At 70.2% G+C, this 17,983-nt stretch carries 18 protein-coding genes and 4 pseudogenes; 9 read left to right on the top strand and 13 right to left on the bottom strand.

Annotation, left to right across the window (positions count from 1 at the left end):
• Nucleotides 1-56 precede the first annotated feature (56 nt).
• Entirely contained in the window at nucleotides 57-836 is a 780-nt protein-coding gene (locus ACH4VX_RS18475) for a TIGR04222 domain-containing membrane protein (protein WP_398368455.1), read from the bottom strand.
• 107 nt (nucleotides 837-943) lie between these two features.
• The gene (locus ACH4VX_RS18470) at nucleotides 944-2,254 is read right to left on the bottom strand and encodes a DUF692 domain-containing protein (protein ID WP_398368454.1); all 1,311 of its coding nucleotides are present in this window, start codon (nucleotides 2,252-2,254) and stop codon (nucleotides 944-946) included.
• A 337-nt stretch (nucleotides 2,255-2,591) separates the two neighbouring features.
• Here ACH4VX_RS18470 and ACH4VX_RS18465 point away from each other — a divergent pair, with 337 nt between their 5' ends.
• The gene (locus ACH4VX_RS18465; RefSeq protein WP_398368453.1) at nucleotides 2,592-2,978 is read left to right on the top strand and encodes a hypothetical protein; all 387 of its coding nucleotides are present in this window, start codon (nucleotides 2,592-2,594) and stop codon (nucleotides 2,976-2,978) included.
• An 89-nt stretch (nucleotides 2,979-3,067) separates the two neighbouring features.
• Here the strand turns inward: ACH4VX_RS18465 and ACH4VX_RS18460 are convergent.
• Nucleotides 3,068-3,385 (bottom strand): annotated as a pseudogene (locus ACH4VX_RS18460) (hypothetical protein); the annotation flags it as partial.
• A 96-nt stretch (nucleotides 3,386-3,481) separates the two neighbouring features.
• Here ACH4VX_RS18460 and ACH4VX_RS18455 point away from each other — a divergent pair.
• The 5 genes and pseudogenes from ACH4VX_RS18455 (at nucleotide 3,482) to ACH4VX_RS18435 (ending at nucleotide 6,396) form a co-directional block, all read left to right on the top strand.
• The gene (locus ACH4VX_RS18455; RefSeq protein WP_398368452.1) at nucleotides 3,482-3,838 is read left to right on the top strand and encodes a transposase; all 357 of its coding nucleotides are present in this window, start codon (nucleotides 3,482-3,484) and stop codon (nucleotides 3,836-3,838) included.
• Between the two features lie 254 nt (nucleotides 3,839-4,092).
• Nucleotides 4,093-4,662, top strand: coding sequence for a hypothetical protein (locus tag ACH4VX_RS18450; protein ID WP_398368451.1), 570 nt, complete (start codon nucleotides 4,093-4,095; stop codon nucleotides 4,660-4,662).
• 251 nt (nucleotides 4,663-4,913) lie between these two features.
• A pseudogene (locus ACH4VX_RS18445) lies at nucleotides 4,914-5,144 on the top strand (tyrosine-type recombinase/integrase); the annotation flags it as partial.
• A 186-nt stretch (nucleotides 5,145-5,330) separates the two neighbouring features.
• Nucleotides 5,331-5,870: a winged helix-turn-helix domain-containing protein gene (locus ACH4VX_RS18440; protein ID WP_398368450.1), complete on the top strand. Its 540-nt coding sequence runs from the start codon at nucleotides 5,331-5,333 to the stop codon at nucleotides 5,868-5,870.
• Nucleotides 5,867-6,396: pseudogene (locus ACH4VX_RS18435) on the top strand (transposase). The gene ACH4VX_RS18440 and the pseudogene ACH4VX_RS18435 overlap by 4 nt, the downstream one beginning before the upstream one ends.
• Before the next feature lie 118 nt (nucleotides 6,397-6,514).
• Here the strand turns inward: ACH4VX_RS18435 and ACH4VX_RS18430 are convergent.
• Together ACH4VX_RS18430 and ACH4VX_RS18425 are read right to left on the bottom strand one after the other, a co-directional pair.
• Nucleotides 6,515-7,231 (bottom strand): class I SAM-dependent methyltransferase, encoded by a 717-nt coding sequence (locus tag ACH4VX_RS18430; RefSeq protein WP_398368449.1) that lies wholly within the window; start codon nucleotides 7,229-7,231, stop codon nucleotides 6,515-6,517.
• Between the two features lie 26 nt (nucleotides 7,232-7,257).
• Nucleotides 7,258-8,730: an asparagine synthase-related protein gene (locus ACH4VX_RS18425; protein WP_398368448.1), complete on the bottom strand. Its 1,473-nt coding sequence runs from the start codon at nucleotides 8,728-8,730 to the stop codon at nucleotides 7,258-7,260.
• Between ACH4VX_RS18425 and ACH4VX_RS18420 the strand changes: the two genes are divergently transcribed.
• On the top strand, nucleotides 8,729-10,204 hold the full coding sequence (locus ACH4VX_RS18420; RefSeq protein WP_398368447.1) for a hypothetical protein: 1,476 nt from the start codon (nucleotides 8,729-8,731) through the stop codon (nucleotides 10,202-10,204). The two genes, ACH4VX_RS18425 and ACH4VX_RS18420, sit on opposite strands and share 2 nt — an antisense overlap.
• Before the next feature lie 209 nt (nucleotides 10,205-10,413).
• Here the strand turns inward: ACH4VX_RS18420 and ACH4VX_RS18415 are convergent, their stop codons facing one another.
• From ACH4VX_RS18415 to ACH4VX_RS18380, 8 genes are all read right to left on the bottom strand, one after another.
• Nucleotides 10,414-10,905 carry a hypothetical protein gene (locus ACH4VX_RS18415; RefSeq protein ID WP_398368446.1) on the bottom strand — a complete coding sequence of 164 codons (492 nt, stop codon included), beginning with the start codon at nucleotides 10,903-10,905 and terminating at the stop codon, nucleotides 10,414-10,416.
• Nucleotides 10,906-11,264: 359 nt separating this feature from the next.
• A complete protein-coding gene (locus ACH4VX_RS18410) occupies nucleotides 11,265-11,999 on the bottom strand; it encodes a hypothetical protein (RefSeq protein ID WP_398368445.1) in 735 nt (244 codons plus the stop codon).
• The gene (locus tag ACH4VX_RS18405; protein WP_398368444.1) at nucleotides 11,996-12,472 is read right to left on the bottom strand and encodes an ATP-binding protein; all 477 of its coding nucleotides are present in this window, start codon (nucleotides 12,470-12,472) and stop codon (nucleotides 11,996-11,998) included. Before ACH4VX_RS18405 ends, ACH4VX_RS18410 begins: the two co-directional genes overlap by 4 nt.
• A gap of 240 nt (nucleotides 12,473-12,712) precedes the next feature.
• Nucleotides 12,713-13,909 carry a helix-turn-helix domain-containing protein gene (locus ACH4VX_RS18400; RefSeq protein WP_398368443.1) on the bottom strand — a complete coding sequence of 399 codons (1,197 nt, stop codon included), beginning with the start codon at nucleotides 13,907-13,909 and terminating at the stop codon, nucleotides 12,713-12,715.
• Between the two features lie 263 nt (nucleotides 13,910-14,172).
• Entirely contained in the window at nucleotides 14,173-14,913 is a 741-nt protein-coding gene (locus tag ACH4VX_RS18395) for a DUF6193 family natural product biosynthesis protein (RefSeq protein WP_398368442.1), read from the bottom strand.
• Between the two features lie 403 nt (nucleotides 14,914-15,316).
• Nucleotides 15,317-15,700 (bottom strand): toxin Doc, encoded by a 384-nt coding sequence (locus ACH4VX_RS18390; RefSeq protein ID WP_398368441.1) that lies wholly within the window; start codon nucleotides 15,698-15,700, stop codon nucleotides 15,317-15,319.
• Between the two features lie 3 nt (nucleotides 15,701-15,703).
• A complete protein-coding gene (locus ACH4VX_RS18385; RefSeq protein ID WP_398368440.1) occupies nucleotides 15,704-15,937 on the bottom strand; it encodes an antitoxin MazE7 in 234 nt (77 codons plus the stop codon).
• Nucleotides 15,938-16,005: 68 nt separating this feature from the next.
• On the bottom strand, nucleotides 16,006-16,149 hold the full coding sequence (locus tag ACH4VX_RS18380; protein WP_398368439.1) for a hypothetical protein: 144 nt from the start codon (nucleotides 16,147-16,149) through the stop codon (nucleotides 16,006-16,008).
• Between the two features lie 436 nt (nucleotides 16,150-16,585).
• Between ACH4VX_RS18380 and ACH4VX_RS18375 the strand changes: the two are divergent.
• Both ACH4VX_RS18375 and ACH4VX_RS18370 read left to right on the top strand, forming a co-directional pair.
• A pseudogene (locus ACH4VX_RS18375) lies at nucleotides 16,586-16,876 on the top strand (hypothetical protein); the annotation flags it as partial.
• An 83-nt stretch (nucleotides 16,877-16,959) separates the two neighbouring features.
• Nucleotides 16,960-17,796: a serine hydrolase domain-containing protein gene (locus tag ACH4VX_RS18370; protein WP_398368438.1), complete on the top strand. Its 837-nt coding sequence runs from the start codon at nucleotides 16,960-16,962 to the stop codon at nucleotides 17,794-17,796.
• Nucleotides 17,797-17,983: the final 187 nt, after the last annotated feature.

The raw sequence follows: 17,983 nt of genomic DNA, 5'->3' as shown, positions 1-17,983 counted from the left end.
GGGATGTTTCGTACGTCGGCGGTCCGAAGCAAGCACCGTGCGCCGGGGTGTCGGCGTCAATGCCCTTCGTGGGGCCCCCGGTGCGCGAAGGCCGCGCGCAGTTCCGGTTCGCCCACCGCGCGGATGCCGCGTACCGCGACGGAGGTGAGATACGTACGGTCGTCACCGGTGCCGCCCGCGCCGCGGGGCAGCGCGTCCAGCAGACGCTGACCGGCCGGTGAGGCCCAGGACGAGTACGGGTGGACCTCGAACCGCGCGACGGCCAGAGAGCCCAGCGTGAGGATCAGTGGCAGCGCGAACCACAGCGCGACGAGAAGGCGCGGCATGTCCGACGGGACGGGCACGATCAGGGCGGCCGCCCCCAGACCGGCCACGGCCGGCACGGCGAGCCGCACCCGCCGTACCGCCTCCGCGACGGTCGTTCCGGCCCCGTCGGGCACCGCCAGCCCGGCGCCGACCAGCCGTTCGGCGAGCCCGCGCACGGCGTCCGCGGTCGCCGCGGCGGCCCGCACCGGTGCGAGGGGCGCCTGCCCCTGAGGCCCTATCGCCCCTATCACCGACCGCTCCATCTCGTCCCGCCCGCACGGATCGACGACCGTCGCCCAGCCGGTGTGCGCAAGCAGCAGCCGCCGCTGACGGGCCATCGCGACGAGCGTGACATCGGCGACCCGCCCGGGGCCGCCGGACAGGAACGCGGCCTCGTACAGCGTCAGATCGCGTCCCGCCCCCGCGTCGGAGTCGGCCACGGCGGCGCCGCGCACGGCGGCCAGACACAGCCGCAGGCACGCCGCACCGGCGACGGCCCAGGCCAGGAGCAGGAGAGGGACCCAGAACATGAATCGTTTGTAAGCGCACGGTCGCGACAGCACCATGCCTTGTTCACGATCCGGGACGGAGTGTTGTCGGTATCCGACGTTCCGCTCGGATTGTCGGGCGTCGGCGGTCAGCGCCGCAGCAACACCCGCCGGGTGGCCCGCGCCAGCCGCACCGCCGGCCTGCCCGAACGCGGCCTCGACCCCGATCGCTCCAGCCACCACTCCCGCAACTCGCGCCGCACCGACGCGTCCCCCGGCCGCCCGGCCAGCACGTGCTCGGCGAAGTCCAGCGCGTCCCGCCGGTAGCCGCCGGTCATCGGCCACGTCTGCGCGTACGCGAGGAAGGCGGCCCGGTACCCGTCCCCGAGGATCACCGGCAGCTCGGGCGCGACCTCGGCGACGACATCGGCCCGCTTGGCGGCGAGCGCCCGCGCCTGCACGCCCATCCGCACCCGGTCGAACCCCTCCGGTACGGGCGTCCCGGCCACCAGCGCGGACAGCACCGCGGTCTGCGCGAGCGCGAGCCGCTGCCGGGCGGCATCGAGGGAGCCCTGCAGCGGCTCGGGGCGGACACCCGCCACCGTCACCGGCGCCGCGCCCGCGTGCCGGCGCCGCGTCCCCTCCTCGACCGCCTGCCGGATCGTGCCCAACTCCCGCTCCATCTCCGCCGCTTCCGGGAAGTTCTCGTCCCGCTCCAGCAGTACGCCGGGAGGGGAGACCCGGGAGGCGAGGTCGGTGAGGACGTCGAGCACGGGCCGCGGAACGGGGTGGGCGTGGCTGTCGTGCCACACGCCGTCCCGCTCGAACCCGCCCGCGACATGGACGTACGCGATGGCCTCCAGGGGCAGTTCGGCGAGCGCCTTCGCCGGGTCCTCGCCCCGGTTGACGTGGTTGGTGTGCAGGTTGGCGACGTCGATGAGGAGCCGTACGCCGGTCCGGTCGGCCAGCTCGTACAGGAACTGCCCCTCGGTCATCTCCTCGCCGGGCCACGAGATCAGCGCGGCGATGTTCTCCACGGCGAGCGGCACGGGCAGCGCGTCCTGCGCGATGCGGACGTTCTCGCACAGCACGTCGAGGGCGTCACGGGTGCGCGGCACGGGCAGCAGATGCCCGGCCTCGATCAGCGACGAGGCGGTCAGTGCCCCGCCCGCCCTGACGAACGCGATGTGCTCGGTGACGAGCGGCGACCCGAGCGCCTCGGCCCGCTCGGCGAGGGCGGCCAGCCGCCCCTCGTCGGGCCGCTCGGCCCCGCCGAGACCCAGCGAGACCCCGTGCGGCACGACGGTCACCCCGCGCTCGCGCAGCCGCTCCAGCGACTCGGGCAGATGCCCGGGACACACGTTCTCGGCCACGACCTCGACCCAGTCGATCCCCGGCATGTGCTCGACGGCCTCCGCGATCTCCGGCCGCCACCCGATCCCCGTCCCCAGTCGCACCATCGTCCCCTCCTCCACCGGTGTGTCCGGCCCCCGTAGGTGAGAGGGATATGGCCCCCCGGCACACCCCCGAACCGCACCCGGCCACCTTCAGAGCAACATTTGAGGTTGGGGGCGCACCGGCCGGGCGAAGCCGGCGAGCGTGCGGATCCGCCCGGCCGCGTCAGGCCGTCCGGCCGTACGAAGACGCCCGGTCGTCGTCGTCGGCGACCGCCTGGTTACCCTCGCCCACGGGTGCGTGCGACTGAGGGAGGGGAACATGGGCGGGAGTGCTGGTGGTCCGGTCGGCAGGGGGTGGGATGCCGGGGGTCCGCCTTCCGCGTTGCGGCACCTGGGGGCCATGCATGTGAGCGGGGCCCTGCTTCTGCTGACGTTCCTGGTGCCGCCGTTCTGGATGGTGGACGCCGGCTACGCGTCGCCGGCCGGTGATCCCACCGGGGACGCTCCTTTTCTCCTTCTCTTCGCCGTGCCGCTGATCTGTGCGGGCTTTCACGTGGCGGTGCAGATCCCGGCCGGGCTTCTGGGGGTCCGGCTGGGCAGACGGCGTACGACCCTGTTCAGGTACGGGAGCGCGGTCGCCGTGGCCGGTGTGCTGAGCTCGCTCCTCCTGTGGGCCGCGGGCCGGGGCGTCGGGCCCGTGTGGGCCGACGCCATGGTCCGCGGGGCACTCGGCCTGGCCGGGTACATGTGGGTCGTACGGGCCCGGCCCGGTCCTCGGCCGGCCTGACCGGGCGCGATGTCGGGGGAGCCGGAAGCGGAGCCGGTGAAGGTCTGCTCCCGGCCCCTCGTCGTGCGCGTATCCGGCCCGACGGCGCGTCAGCCCGCCCAGACCTCGGCCTCGTCGGCCGGGACGGTGGTGGCCAGGCCCAGTTCCTTGCGGGCGGCGACCGACTTGTTCGGGTCGATGTCGGTGAACGCCGGGTCGTAGGCGAGGTAGAACGCGTCGGCGTCGGCGGCGTTCGCGGCCTTCTTCCAGTTCCCGGCCGCCTTTGTCAGCGTCGCGCGGAGCTTGCCGACCTCGGTGCCCTCGACGCCGTCCAGGCCCTCGACGTGTGTGTCGAGGGCGGCCGCGACGGCCTTGGCCTGCGCCTTGTAGCCGGCCAGGTCGTCCTCGACGGTGTCCTTCTCGTACTGCTCCTCGACGGGCCCGAGGCGGCCGGGGCCGTGATGACCGTGCTCGTCGTCACGGCGCTGGTCGTCGCCCGGTACGTCGCCGGGGCGGGTGCGAACATGCACGACAGCCTCGCCCTCAAACCGCTCACCCTCGGAATCCCTGCCGTCCGGTCCTGCCGCGGACCACGGCGGCGCCGACCCGCCAAGCTCCGTGCGGACAAGGCGTACTTCTCCGCAGAACACCTCAACTGGCTGCGTGAGCGTGGGCTCGTCGCGCGCATCGCGCGGCCAGGCATTGAGTCCGGCGAACGCCTTGGTCGGCATCGCTGGAAGATCGAGCGGTTGATCGCTTGGCTCTTCGGCTACCGCCGTCTGACCGTCCGATACGAGCGAAAGGGCTCGCACTTCCTCGCCTTCCGCGGCCTGGCAGCTGCCCTGACCTGCTACAAGAAGCTCGCGAAACTTGCCACGTGAGACAACCTCTTAGCCAGGAGGCGCAAGGCATGCCGAGAGGAGTCTCCAGGACAGGCCGGGAGCAGTCGCGTCGGCCACCTCCGCTCGCACGCCGCCCCCTCACGTGCTCGTGATCGCTCGCACCGTACGGGTCCGTCCGTTGCGGCCTGTACCTCGCCAGGTGGAGGCTGCTCAATGCGGTCCCCACCTCGCGGGGTAGAAGGTCGGTCGTCGTGGATGACTGCTCGTCGTTCCCGGCGCACGAGGATGGAGTCATGACGTTGAAGATCTCCCACAGGCCCCCGACCGTCAGTGACACGGAGCGCCCCGTCCCCCGATGGGCGATGCGCCTGGCCTACGCGCTTCCGCTGCTTCTGCTGCCGTCGTGCCTGTGGCGGCTCCCCTTCGCCCTGCACTTCGAGATGGGGCAGATCGGGGAGATCGGCATGCCGACCTACTGGGTGAGCATCCCGTACGTTCTCGGGCTCAGCGTGTTATCGGAACTGACCGCGATCCTCACCATCGGGCTGGTCCGGGGCTGGGGAGAGGTAGCACCCGCCTGGATCCCGATCATCGGCGGCAAGCGCGTCCGGCCGATGGCGGCCGTTGTCCCCGCCGTCCTCGGCGGCTTGGTTCTCACCCTGTTGTTCACCGCTGTCCCGATCGGCGACGGCCGTAGGCTCGCCCCGTACGGCATCATCGACACCGTCGAATACACCAACGCGTTCTGGCAGACACTGGCGACGGTGTGCGTTACTCCCATCGCCGCATGGGGACCCATCACCATCGCTCTTGCGATCGCCTACTACCGCCGTCGCCGCACGCCCGCCGCAGTCGTCGTGTGAAACCACGAGCGCCGATCGCCGCGCCACCTCCGCCGGCGTACAGCTCCCCTCGTTATGTTTTTCGCGGTCCTGCAAGAGGGCCGTTGGCCTCCGGGCCCGGCATGACTGTGTCCCCCTGTCGAACGGATGACCTGGGGGGTGGTGTCACCGGGCTTGGGAGGTGCCGTCGGAGACGCTGATCAGAGGTCCGGCCGCCATCCGGTCCGGCGCAATGCCGGACAGCTCGCGGATGGCAGGTCTGCATAACGTGGATGCGCGAGTACGACCTCAGGCACTCGACCGCCACCCTGCTCCTGGAACAGGGTGGCGACCTCGTCGTCATCAAGGAGCTCCTCGGCCACGCCCACATCGGCGTCACCGCCGGCGTCTACGCCCACGTCCGACTCCGCCTCCAACGCCAAGCCATCGACACCCTGAACGGCGCCCTCAACTGGACGAACGAGGCCCCTGACGACCCGCCCGCCTCGGCGGTTGTCCGCTGACGTTGCCGTCAAACGGCACAGGAGCCCCACCGAGCGCAACTCGGTGGGGCTCCTGTTTTCAGCTCTTCTGGAAGGCGAGAAATCCGATCAGTCCGATCGGACGAGGTCGGCAAGTTCGATTACTGAGATTGAACTCGTGGTGTCGTAGGGGCTGACGGCTCGTTGCCCGTGCGGTATCACCGGGGCATGCGGTATCCACAAGGGGGCGGGTTGACCGCCGAACGGCAGCAGTTCCGCGAGGAGTTACGACTCAGGGCGGCCGAGAGGTTCACCCAGGGCGAGGCGAGCTCGGTGATCGCCAAGGACCTGCGGGTCAGCGTCCGCTCCGTGCAGCGATGGCGGCGGATATGGGACGAGGGCGGTCCGCGGGCTCTGCGGTCACAGGGGCCGGCGTCACTGCCGAGGCTGAGCCAGAAACAGTTCGCCCAGCTGGAGGCGGAGCTGGCCAAGGGGCCTGCCGCGCACGGCTGGGAGGACCAACGCTGGACGCTCGCGCGGATCAAGACGGTGATCGGCCGGCGCTTCCATCTGGCCTACACCATCCAGGGCGTGCGGAAACTGCTGGTGCGCAACGGCTGGTCCTGCCAGGTCCCGGCCCGACGGGCGATCGAGCGGGACGACGACGCGGTGGCCGGGTGGGTCAAGGAGGTGTGGCCCTGCGCGGAAGACTCGCGGCGGCCCGTGGAGCCTGGCTCGTCTTCGAGGACGAGGCCGGATTCTCCATGACGCCGCCGCAGGCCAGAACCTGGTCCCAGCGCGGCCGGACCCCGGTGGTCCGGGTGCGGGGCCGTTCCCGCAGACGGGTGTCGATCGCCGCGCTGACCTGCTACAAACCCGGCCACCGGTCCCGGCTGATCTACCGGCCCCGCCGTGACGACGGCAACCGCGACGGCCGCAAGAGTTTCTCCTGGCGTGACTACCGGGACCTGCTGATCGCCGCCCACCAGCAACTCGGCGGCCCGATCGTGCTCGTCTGGGCATCCTCAACGTCCACAAGGCCGCCGACCTGCGGAAGTTCGCCGAAGCCCGGGACTGGCTGACCATCTACTACCTGCCGCCCTACGCACCCGATCTCAACCCCGTCGAAGGGATCTGGTCACTGCTGCGGCGCGGCTGGCTCTCCAACGTCGCCTTCCACACCCCCGAACACCTCGTTCAGCGCATCCGACGCGGCCTACGGCACATCCAGTACCGCAGCGACCTCATAGACGGCTGCCTCGCCGAGACCGGCCTGACCATCACGCCCACCTGAGCAACGGCACGACATCACGAGTTCAACCTCAGTATGCGCGGAAATCCGTGGGTGTTGCCGTCGCTACTGCCGTCAGCGGCGGGGGCGGCGGGAATTGGCGCCGTCTTCCGCCTCGCCTTCATCTCTGGGCGTATCGGGCCACCGTGTACGCGGTCGGGGCGGTGAGCCGTGCCCCTGTGCCGTCGAGAATGTCCAGGACCTCAAAGCCGGCACCCGCCGCGTAACGCTCCAGTTCGCGGGGGAACAGGACGCGCCTGCGGATCTCGTCCTGGGCCTCGTCGCCCGAGGGGAGCACCCAATGTCGGTGCATGGTGTTGATCTGGGTCCGCAGGTCCCACTCATGTCGGATGGTGACGGCCGCGGGTCCGCTTGGTGTGTCCACCGCGGCGGTGGTCGGATCGGTCCGGGTGATCGGGGCGATTGGGGAGCACAGCACGAGCAGTGCGCCCGGCCGGGCGTGGGCCGCAAAGGTGGCGAAGACCTGGCTGATCTCCTCGTTGTCGTGCACGTAGGCGAGGCTGTTGCCCATGCAGGTCACTACGTCCATGCGCTTGCCGAGTCGTACGGTGCGCATGTCGCCGGTGCGGATGTCCAGCTCCGGCCGGGCCTGGTGGGCGTGGTCGACCATGCCGGGCTGGAGGTCCACGCCGATGCAGTCGAAGCGCTTGGCCAGGATCTCCAGGTCCCGGCCGGTGCCGCATCCGAAGTCTGCCAGGGTCCGGGCGTCCGGCCGGTGCAGCTCGATCAAAGTCTGGCACATCCCGGCGCTCGTGCTGTCGGGCTGGACCAGGTCGTAGAGCGCCGGATCGCGGTACAGGAGGTTTGTGGCTTCCACGTGCTCGGCTTCCGTGTCAGGGCTGGTCACATGAGGCTTCGCAGTCCGACCTCCAGGGCGAGCACGTCGCACAACAGATCGGGAACGACCGGGGCAGCGTTGGCGTCCCTCCGTGCCTCGGCGAGCGCCTTCCCGTCAACGCAGCCGAGGTCCACCAGGATGGACTCCTTCAGCATGTCGTCCAGTACGGGCAAACCGTAGGACCGCAGCCCTTTCTCCAGGACGGCCAGGAAGTTTTCCGGTTCGGCCGGCTCGGCCACCCACTCGGGCAGCCCGGCCCGCCGGATCCGCTCGCGGAAAAGCGCTTTGCCGCGCTTGTGCTCGTGCGGTAGCTGCTCCATGAACCGCACGATCCGCGGGTGCACGAGCGGGCTCACTGGCCAGACTCCGGTCCGGAGGAATCCGGGGTTGTGCATCCCGAACGCCATCAGGGTCGGTACGGGCAGCACCGGAATAGGGGCCAGGTGCTCGTTCACCTCGGTGAGTGCTCGGACGGCCTTGTTGCCGAGCCACGGCACGGGTTCGGGCATCGGCAGTTCGGCCCGCGTCCTGGAGTGGTGGGCGTTGATCTCGTCCCCGCCGCTGCCCGTGAACATGATCTCGCACCGCCGGGCGGCTGCCTGCTCGCGAACGACGTCGAAGGCCTCCTGGTAGAAGGCTCCCGCCAGGTCGTGTGGCTTGCGCAGAGCGCGTACGCCTCCGGGGCAGAAGGGTGGGTGCTGCATGGCGGGGGTGGCCGTGTCTCGGAAGCCGCAGTGCTCCACAAGGGCCCGATGGCGCTCGCTCTGTTGCCTGCCGGTGCTTCCTCCCACCAGCAGGCCGAAGCTGTGCACCTCGGGGAAGCGGGCGGCCTTCACAGCCAGGGCGACATTTCCGGAGTCCGCGCCGCCGGACAGCTCGACGCCCACGCACCCGGTTGCTGTCGGCGCCTGGCGGATCACGTCGGTCAGCAACTCGTCCAGAGCCGCGAGTGGATCAACGCCGGGCCGCAGCGTACGCGGCTCAAGGACGTGTTCGGCAGGATTCGGATAGTGGATGCCGAGTCCCGAGGTGGTGAACGTGGCCGATGCCCGTTCGGTGAGGCGGTAGACGCCTTCGAACAGCGTCTCGGACGTGTAGCGGTGTTGCCTCGTCAGTGTTCGGGCGACGACGCGTGACACCAGGCGGTCAGCCTGTAGATGCGGTCGCAGCATCGTCAGGTCCCATGAAGCGTGCAGTGCGCCGGCCTTCTCTGTCAGGTAGAGCGGAGCTGTGCCGAAGACGCCTGCCGTCAGGCGGGCTTGTCCGGGCTCCATGGTGAGTTCGACGAAGTCGGCCTCACCCCGCTTACACTCCTTCACTCGGACCCGTACGAGCGGTGCCTGGTCGTCGTTGACCTCCATGACCAGCGTGGATACGTTGGGGAACTCGATCCAACTCTCGCCGTTGATCCAACGGCCGCCCTGCGATCTCCACTTGGGCTCCTGGAGATCGGTCAGGCGCAATCGCATCGACAGCATGTCGTCCCTCTCCGATGTCGTGCGGCGGGGCGGGGCCGCGAACGGCCCCGCCCCGCCTGGTGTCAGCCGGCCGGGGGAGCGCATCGACGCCGCTGCCGACGACACCTCCCGCCACCTCCACCACGCCCGGCGGGCGCTCGGCGGCGCCGCCCGCTGGCTGCCGCCGGTCACCCCGGACAGCGCGGCGCACGACGGCCCTCTCGGCTCCGCGGTGGAGGCCAGCGGGGCGGTCATCGACCTGATCCGCGGTCACCGCGACGGCACCGGCGCTCCGGTCACCCCGTACGCGCTCGCTTTCACCACCCGCTCCGCACGGGCGTACCACCTGCGCCACGCCTCCGGGATTCTCCACTCCGCAAGCCGGATCGTGCACGCCGTGAGCCAGACGCTCGGCAACTGGAACGCTTCGGTCAGGCTCCAGACCGCTCATGCCTCCCTGCACTACGCGTCCGTCCAGGCACGGCACACCAGTGCCGACGCGGATACGACGCTGGCGGCTTTTCCGCAGGCCCTGCCGCTCACCCCGGTCCCCGCACTCCCCACTGATCCGCTCACCCAGGCCGCCGACCGGATCCGGGACGACTGCGAGCAGCTTTCCCGCGCTGCCTACGAGACCCTCCACGGTCGTTCCGCCCAGCCGCTCAGCGGATCCGACCTGCAGCTGATCATCCGGTGGCGGTCCCTGGGCACCATGCTCGCCGGGCGGCTCCTGGTACAGGCCGCCACCGAAGCGCCGGACGAGGCGGGCACCGCACTCAGAAGTTGCGCGGACCGTTTCCGAAGCGCCGCCCGCGTGTGGAGGGACGTCCAGGAACGCTGGGAGCGCGTCGTCGACGTGGACGATCCCCGGATCCGTCCTCGGCTCCCTCGGCCGAGCCACGAGATGGTGAGCCGGGGCCAGATCTCCCGCATGCCGCGGGGGACGGTCCCGCACCCGGCCGTGGAAATCGCACGTGCATCAGCCCTTCGCGCGGGACGGCTGCTGTTCGGCGGTGACTGGGACCCCGACTCCGGGAGCGGTCCGCCCTGGACAAGGCCGGCACCGGACATCGTGGCCGACTCGGGAGGCGTCGCCGAACTGGCCCAGACCGCGTACCGCCTCACCGTCGCCGACTGGCGGATCGCGGTGGCCGCGCCCCGCGCCGTGACCGCCATCGAGCACCGCCTGCTCACCGACGTCCCCGAACACTGCCCGGCCGGCCACCCGTACCGCTTCTACCAGCTCCACGACCATCAGCTCGAGCGCCTCCGCACCCCTTTTCAGCAGGTCGGCGCCGCTCAGCAGGCCGCAGCGCAGAGCCTGCTGGCCACCGCTCTCGCAATCGGCATGGACACCAGCCGTGCCGCCCTCGACGCGGCGGCCCACCGGCACATCACCGACCGGACCTGGGCCCCGGTTCCAGCCCCGGGCCACACCAGGCGGGGGCCCGCCATGCCCCCGCCGGCCACGCTCGGGAAAGGCGCCCGCGTATGAGCCGAAGTCCGTACGCTCCATTCCTGAGGGCGACGGTTCTCGCGTCCCCGGGCTCAGCTCTGCCGTGCCGCCCGGCCACACGACACGCACTGGTACGCCGCCGAGCGTGCCTCCAGGACGGTGTCCACCGTGCCGCCCTGACCTGACTGAAGGCGACGCGGGCCAAGGTCAAGCGCGTGCCGGTTCCCACTGCTTGGCCTTGGAGCCGGTTACCTCGGCATGACCATGCCCTGGTCCGTCACCTCGTAGCTCTGCAAGCAATCCAGATACGCGGCCTCGGACACGTTGTACGGACCGCCGGCCTGTTGATTGCAGTACTTGCTCAGGATCTGACTCTTCTGCGCAGCGGACACCCCGGCAGGCTGGTTGTTCTGCTGCTGGTTGTTCTGCGACTGGTCATCCATCTGATCCTGCACCCAGGGACTGGGGGAAGAAGGGGCTGAACTGCCATCAGAGCCCAGGACCGCACCGCCCAGGAAGAAGGAACCCACGGCGACGGCGACGACGCCGCCCCACAGGGCTGCCGGTTGCTTCCACCACGGCTTCTCCACCGCTGTCAGGATGCGCTGGTACTCCGGGTGGTCCTCGAACTCATCCCGCCAACCGGCCGACGCGTTCGTCGGGGTGGCCGTTGTGTGCACTGTGGGAGCGCTGGACGGACGCTGGGGGACGTTCGGGGGAAGGGGCGACGTGTTCTCCACCGCTGGCTCCTCAAAATCCCGACCGGCAGCCTGATCGCGCACGGAGAGTCGGCGGCACAGATTAACCGCAAGGCATCCATGGAATCTACACATATGCCGGTCGTGACCCAGCCGTGAGGTTCTTGCTGACGCCGGCCCCTCATCCCCGGAGACTTGTACGACACCGCCGAAAGCGCCGCCTGAAGCGTTCCGGAACCGGTGGAGGCCCCGCTGCGCCCCGCGGCTCAGGAGGGTCGTGCCGTTGGCATCGACAGTGATGCGGACATCGTGGACGGACAGATGGCCCTCCCCATGAGGGGACACGCGTCGGGAAGTCGTCCCGCGCCGAGGCATTGTCTCCCGACGGCCGCGATCGCACGTCATCCGGACCACCGGGCAGGGGCCTGTGCGACGGGCGCGGCCAGGGCCCGCAACAGCTCGTTCACGCCGACGACGCGGAACGAGCTGAGCCGGCGGACAAGCTGCGACGCCAAGAGCGTGGGGATGTTCGGGTGACCGAAAGGCAGCGGGTGGTCAGGCCGCGCGACGACGTGCACTCCGCCCCACGCGTCGAGGCCGTAGATCGTGCCGTGCACTCCGTGCAGAGGGGCGCTCCGGGCAAGGAAGACCAGGGGCTTCTTCTCGAGATGAGGGCAGAGCGCGGCGGCGGCGCGAGCGTGCTTCACGCACACCGGAGGCTGGTTGGTGAGGATCGTGGGCGCCATCGGGTCGTGATCCTTCGGTCCGGCGAGGAAGACGAAGCCCAAGGAGGTCCGCGCAGGACCCGCGCACACCTGGCAGTGCAGTTTCAGCATCGTCGCCATCTGCCGGTACGGGTGCATGAGCCTCCACTGCGGCTCGCCCGTCGGCATGTTGCGGCTGTCCGCCGGGTTGAACCCGCACCGCGCCCACAGGACGCCCCGCATCGGCCGGTCTCTGGAATCCTCGTCGGCGTAGTACAGCCGGGGCCCGGAGGAGTGCCGGTGGATGAAGAGGTTGTCCGGCGCGGCGTCCTCACCCTTCCGCTGTGTGATGAAGGGAACGAGGGCCGGCTCGGACGGGATGTGTACGTTCTTCTCTCCCGACGAACGGGGCGGCGGGGGGAGAGCGGTCACGGCACTGCTCCCGCCGGGACGGCGAGACTGCACCAGGTCTCGGCGCCGTTGTCGCCGGTGCCCCAGGCCCCGCCGCTCTCCTCCACCAGGGCCTGGACGAGCTGCAGGCCGCGTCCGCACTCGTCCTTGTCGTCCGGCGTCTTCGGCGCGGCGCTGCCCGGCATGCCGTCGCGGACCGCGATGAGGAGGAACCCGTCCTCCATGGTGACGGTCAGGCTGATCTCCGTGGTGCCGCTGTGCAGCAGGGCGTTGGTGAGCAGCTCGGAGACGATCAGCGTCACGTCGCTGTTCATCGCCTCGAGCCCCCAGTACCTGAGCCGTGCGGCGATGATGCGGCGCATGGCTCCGACCCGGGCCGCGTCCCCGGCGGGCGGACGGGCGCCGCGGGGGCGGGGGGTGACCGCGAAGGACACGGTCATCATGCCCCCGCGACGGGGGAGGACCGTGTGGGGTGTTGAGACTGTCGTCGTCATCGCGCCCTCTTGGGGGAGCGTGGGGCCGACCGGACAGCGTCCGGGCCGGGCCGTAAGGGCGCGGACGCGGTGTCAGGGGCGTGCTGGCAGGTGTGCCGCCGGGCGGCGGAGTACGTCGTCGTCATGGTCGGCTCCGTGTCGAAGTGGCCGGTGACGACATGGTGCTGGCGCAATTAGGCCCCAACTATCACAAGTTGAGGATAGTTGGGGCCATGGACTGACTGTGCGTGTAGCTGTTGCTCAGTGCGACGCGGCAGAGCCGAGCCAGGAGCCGTACGACAGGAAGTTCTCCGGGAGCCGGCGGTGGGCGGCTTCCAGTCCGGCGTAGGTCTCTCGCACCATCGGGTGGTACTTGGCCTGCTGCGGGGCCGCTTTCCTGGCCTTGAGCAGGCTCTGGAACGACGCCTCGAGCTTTCCCGTCCACATCTGCGCCCGGGCGACTTCGGCGAAGTAGTGGCTGGTCCGCGACTTGGGCCAGTCCTGCGGGATCGCCAGTCCGTCCGTCGCTTCGACGGCCTCGCCGTACTGGTCCAGCTCGGCCAGGACGGACACGCGGTGCACCTTCACGTTCGTGGGACCGAAGGCGAGCCAGTGCACCTTGACCGACTCGCCTGTCGCCTCGGCGATCCGCTCCGCCTCGCCCAGGTGCTCGCGTGCCTGGGTCCCGTCGTGCGCGCGGCCGGCCATGACCGCCGCGCCGAGGTGCAGCTGTCCCGTGACGACCCTCTGCTCCCGGGAGGCGTCGGCCTGGGCGAGCGTCGACAGCCCCAGGGCGACGAGCCGCTGACCGGTACGGTACTTGCCCTCACGGAGGTACGTGAGGGCCCGCAAGTACTGGTACATGCCGCCGAGGACGGCATCGGACCCGCGCTGTGCGGCCCAGTCCACGCGGGCCAGGGCCAGCTGGGCCAGGTCGGCGAAACCGAGCTTCGTGGTGACGTCGTACGCCGTGCGGTAGAGGGAGGCGAGCGTCAGCCATCCCGCGCTCGTCCCGTTCACATGGGCCGAGGTCGTCGCCTCCTCGATGAGGCCGGCCACCTCGCCGGCGGCCTGCTTGATCTCGCCGGCGCGGACGGCCGCGCACAGAGCCTCCGCCTCGTCCCGCAGCTCCTCGGGACGGCGGGAACGGATGTCGGGGTCGGGTCCGAGGTCGTAGACGTCCAGGGCCTCCCGGATGGGCCTTATGAGGACGTCGAGTTCGTCGGCACGCAGCTCACTCGCGTACGGCTGGCCCACGACCGTGGCGACCTCCACACGCATGGCCCGCGCACACGCCGCGATGACGTGCGGGGTTGCGGGGAGGACTCCCTGCTCCGTCTTCGTCAGCGTGCTGTAGGGGACCCCCGCAAGGTCCGAGAGGGCTCTTTGAGTGAGGTGCCGTTCCCGGCGCAGGCGCGCGATCCGCACGCCGGTGTGGTCTTCGGGCAGAGCATGCATACGGGCTCCTGTTCTGCTTCGACACCAGAACGGTACCCGTGGCCCGCTCTCCGGGTGTATGAAAAGCCCCCGCTCACCGGGTGGTAGGACTTGGTCTCCGCTGGACAACGCGGCTTTCCGATCCGCCACTTGGACGGGCGCTCGTCGAACCGGTCGTACAGTTCACGGGCGAAGCCGAGAACCCACCGCCGACCGAGGCGCTCGGTCCCCGAGCCGAGCCGTCCACCCCACGATCGTCCCTCACGCGGCCCCGGTGCCCGGGGTCATCCGCCGAGGGCGATCGGGTCGAGGCCGGCCGGCAGGTGCCGCACGGCCAGCGCCACGGCCTCGTGCGCCGTGGCGAACCGGCCGAGGTCCGCGTCGATGATGCCCCTGCCCACGCCGTACGTACCCTCACCGTTCGCGCTCAGACAGGGGCCGACGACGGTGAGGCGCGGACGGGTCGTGGTCGAGAAGCGCAGCACCCGGTGGCTCGTGAACGGGTAGAGGGCGCGCAGCGCCGGCTGGGCGTAAGCCGACTCGATCAGGGCCTGATACGTCTTCTGCCAGGGATACTCCAGTTCGCTTGCTTCCTGACGCATGCCCTGCCACTCCGACTCCGTCAGGCGTACGGGATCGTGGTCGGGCACCTCGAACCGGCCGGTCAGGTGTACGAAGGGTGCCGTCCGGCGGATGTCCTCCAGCGCGGCCCCGTCGTGCCACGCGCGGGCGGCCCTGGCGACCTCCGCCAAGTCGTCCGTACGGTCGTCGACGAGGGGCATGTCCTGGAACGACTCCGTGCCCCAGACCGACCACCGTCGTTCGTGCCGCCAGGCGCTGATCTCCAGCTGCCCACGGTGCGGCACCGTACTCCCGACGGTCGCGTGGAGCAGCGGAGTGGAGTCCGAGGACGTGACGGAGACGGTCTCGAGGCAGCCTGCTCCTTCGGACCGGAGCGCGACGGCGAGACTGCCGTGGGCGGCGACGTCGGGATACAGGACGGCGGGATCGGGAGCTGTGGGCACGGTTCCCGATTGTGCCCGAACCGCCATTACCTGGGGCCGACGACGGGCGCCACCGCCGCGTACGACGTCACGGAGCGAACCCAGGCTGCCCCGGACGCGGTGCGGGTCGTTGCGTGCGGACGCGCTCGGGAGGAAGCCGAGGACGTCCGCGGAGTTCAGGGCACCCTCCGGCTCCGTGCCGAGTTCCTTGGAGGGCGCGTGCCGGACTGCCTCACCGCTCCCCGTGCGTCTCCTTGCGGAACAGCGCGTCCAGGACAGCCACTCACCGGCGCGGTCGACCACCTCGACCGTGCGGCCCTTCACCTTGACGCAGCAGACGACCCGTCATCGCTGACGAGGAGCCCGCCATTCCGCCCTTCTGCCGAGCCGCTGTAGCCGCTCACGGCTGTCTGAGCCGGAGCCGTCAGGGAAGCCGCAGGGACCGAAGCCGCTCGGCGATGCCGTACGAGTCGAGCTCCAGGGCGCGGACCTCGGTGATCAGCTCGCGCCAGACCTCGAACTTGGTGTCCACCCGCTCCCCGTGCATCTCCAGGTACGCGACGGCCAGGCCGTAGCCGAACAGCTCGTTGCGGGCCGGGAGCGGGCGCAGCACCACGCACTCCTCCAGGAAGACGGCCGCGCGCCAGAAGGGGTCGGGTTGGTGCTGGTCGTGGCGGGGCGGATCGACCTTGTGGCGGGCGGCCATGCCGACGAGCACGGAGAAGTCGTTGACGGTCAGGTCTTCCGGCAGGAGCTCTTCCTGTCGCTCCAGGAACCACCGGTAGTCGACGTAGTACTCACCGGGCACAGGTCAGGCCGCCCGCGGAGCGTGCCGGACCGGACCGCCGAACGCGGCGTCGAACGCGGCGACGGTCGCCGGATCACCGGTCACCCGGCGGAAAGCCTCGGCGCCGGCCGTCAGCGCGCGCTCGCGCTGCTTCTCCTCGGCCACCCGGGCCAGGTAGGCCTCCAGGGACAGTCCGGCGTCGTCCGCCAGGGCCTGGAGGGCGGCCCTGGTGTTGTCGTCGATCTCGATGTCGGCCATGGGACGAGTATGCCGCGCCGGCCTCCGCCCGGGCCACCCCCTTCGAAAAGTGGCACCGACCTGCGGTTTTATGGCACTTTCCTCTGTTCCTTGAACCGGTCGAAGAGCGGAACGGCGTCCATCGGGTCCTTCTCCATGACGTCGACGGTGTCGTCGGGCCGGTCGTAGTCGGTGTCGGGCAGGGGGAGCGGACACCTCGGAACGCCGGCCATGCGAGGCCGCACGGGAGGGATACGGGAATGTCCTCTGCAGCTCCGGGCCGCTGCCGTCCCGGCGTGGCGCACCCGGCCCTCGCATGTAGGGGTGGGCCGCCGGTCCGCCGCTGCAGGGGGAGAGGCAAGATCGTCCCGTGACACGTAGAGCGCTGGGCATGGGACCGACCGCGAGCGAGTCGGCCGCAGAGGCGACAAGGGAGAGGCTGCTGCCCGTGGAGCGGTTGTTCAATCCTCAAGGAGCCGGGGAGGCTCCCGCGAGTGAGCAGCGGGCGCCGGAGGGTGTACGGCGGTCCGGTCGGCGAATGCTGCGCCGTGCGCCCGAGGGGGCAGGCGGCAACCCGGATACGGCTGCGTGAGGCCTGCGGCTTCCGTCCGGGAGGACAGCCCGATCGTCCATCCGACTGGCACCCGTCCGAAAAGGGGTGCCAGTCGGATGGCTGGTAGCCCTTGCGGTTCCTGGCCTCGGGTCATGATCTTTCGCCGCTCACAGTTGTCAGTCGTAGCGCTGACGCTGGCCGTGTCGTCTCTGTCATCCCCTGCGGCGTTGGCCACGCCGCAGCCTCCGGGCACGGGTTGGTCCGTGCAGCGTGACGTCGACGCGCTGCGGGATGCCGGCGTCACCGGAGCAGCGGTCCGCCTGGAGACTGCGCACGGGACAGTCATCGCACGCTCCGGAGTGGGGGACCTGGTCACTCGCCGCCCGGTTCCGAAGGACGGCTACCTGCGACTGGGCAGTACCACCAAGATGTTCGTCGCCACCGTCGTACTGCAACTGGTGGGTGAAAGCGGCTCTCCCTCGACCAGACGGTGGAACAACTGCTGCCCGGGGTCGCGTCAGGAGCCGGAAACGACGGACGGACCATCACCGTCCGCGACCTGCTGCAGCACACCAGCGGCCTGTCCGACTACATCCACGACGTCTTCCCCGATCCCAGTGCCCAGACCTACTTCGCCAACCGGTGGCGCGCCTACCAACCCGAAGAGCTGGTCGCCCTGGCCATGTGCCACGAGCCCGCCTTCCCAGCAGGCACCCACTGGGCGTACTCCAACACGAACTACATACTCGCCGGAATGATCATCGAAAGGATCACGGGCCGCACCTGGGAACAGCAAGTCCGCCACCGCATCCTGCGCCCGCTCGGCCTGGAGCACACCGACACCCCCGGCACCCGGCCCTTCCTGCCGCATCCGCACATGGCCAACCACCAGCAGTTCACCGTGGACGGACCGATGGTCGGCACCACCCTCCCCTACCGCCCCTTCGACAGCGGGGCCGACGGCTCGATGACCGGAACGGCCCGTGACCTCAACCGCTTCCTCACCGCCCTGGTCAACGGACAGCTGCTGAAGCCCGCCGAGCTCGCCGCCCTGCGGACCACGGTCCCGGTGCCGCAGGGCAGCGGCCACCCCGCAGGCACCCAAGACGGCCTGGACCTGTTCCTCACACCCCTGTCCTGCGGCGGCGGTTACCTGGGACACGGAGGAAGCGGCTTCGGATACCTCGTCCAAGCGGCGACCACTACGGACGGCCGACGCACCGTCACTGCCTCTGCGCACAGCCGCCCGGCGGACCCACAGACCGCGAACCGCCAAGAAGACGCACTGCGCAACCTCATGGACCACGCCCTGTGCCGCACCACGTGAATATGCACTCAGATTGCCGTTTGCAGTCCACCGTCGAACGAGCCTCGAACGTAATTGGTGAGCGCATGCTGCTGGATCACGAGGGCGTCCCATCTGAGAGGGCGTTTATGCAGGTCAAGACCTATATGCGGCTCTCGCCCCTGACCCGCTTTGAGGGCCTTCATCCCATAGGCAGCGAATGACGCTC

It is taken from the genome of Streptomyces sp. NPDC020731, from assembly GCF_044334705.1.
GTDB lineage: Bacteria > Actinomycetota > Actinomycetes > Streptomycetales > Streptomycetaceae > Streptomyces.
Note: the sequence above shows the minus strand (reverse complement) of the source record. Positions and strands in the feature narration are given on the sequence as shown.

Coding starts and splice junctions, on each gene's coding strand:
- ACH4VX_RS18465 (WP_398368453.1), top strand. CDS start 2,592: ATGCATGTGAGCGGGGCCCTGCTTCTGCTGACGTTCCTGGTGCCGCCG.
- ACH4VX_RS18450 (WP_398368451.1), top strand. CDS start 4,093: ATGACGTTGAAGATCTCCCACAGGCCCCCGACCGTCAGTGACACGGAG.
- ACH4VX_RS18405 (WP_398368444.1), bottom strand. CDS start 12,472: ATGACGACGACAGTCTCAACACCCCACACGGTCCTCCCCCGTCGCGGG.
- ACH4VX_RS18455 (WP_398368452.1), top strand. CDS start 3,482: ATGCACGACAGCCTCGCCCTCAAACCGCTCACCCTCGGAATCCCTGCC.
- ACH4VX_RS18385 (WP_398368440.1), bottom strand. CDS start 15,937: ATGGCCGACATCGAGATCGACGACAACACCAGGGCCGCCCTCCAGGCC.
- ACH4VX_RS18380 (WP_398368439.1), bottom strand. CDS start 16,149: ATGGCCGGCGTTCCGAGGTGTCCGCTCCCCCTGCCCGACACCGACTAC.
- ACH4VX_RS18440 (WP_398368450.1), top strand. CDS start 5,331: ATGCGGTATCCACAAGGGGGCGGGTTGACCGCCGAACGGCAGCAGTTC.
- ACH4VX_RS18475 (WP_398368455.1), bottom strand. CDS start 836: ATGTTCTGGGTCCCTCTCCTGCTCCTGGCCTGGGCCGTCGCCGGTGCG.
- ACH4VX_RS18470 (WP_398368454.1), bottom strand. CDS start 2,254: ATGGTGCGACTGGGGACGGGGATCGGGTGGCGGCCGGAGATCGCGGAG.
- ACH4VX_RS18400 (WP_398368443.1), bottom strand. CDS start 13,909: ATGCATGCTCTGCCCGAAGACCACACCGGCGTGCGGATCGCGCGCCTG.
- ACH4VX_RS18425 (WP_398368448.1), bottom strand. CDS start 8,730: ATGCTGTCGATGCGATTGCGCCTGACCGATCTCCAGGAGCCCAAGTGG.
- ACH4VX_RS18420 (WP_398368447.1), top strand. CDS start 8,729: ATGTCGTCCCTCTCCGATGTCGTGCGGCGGGGCGGGGCCGCGAACGGC.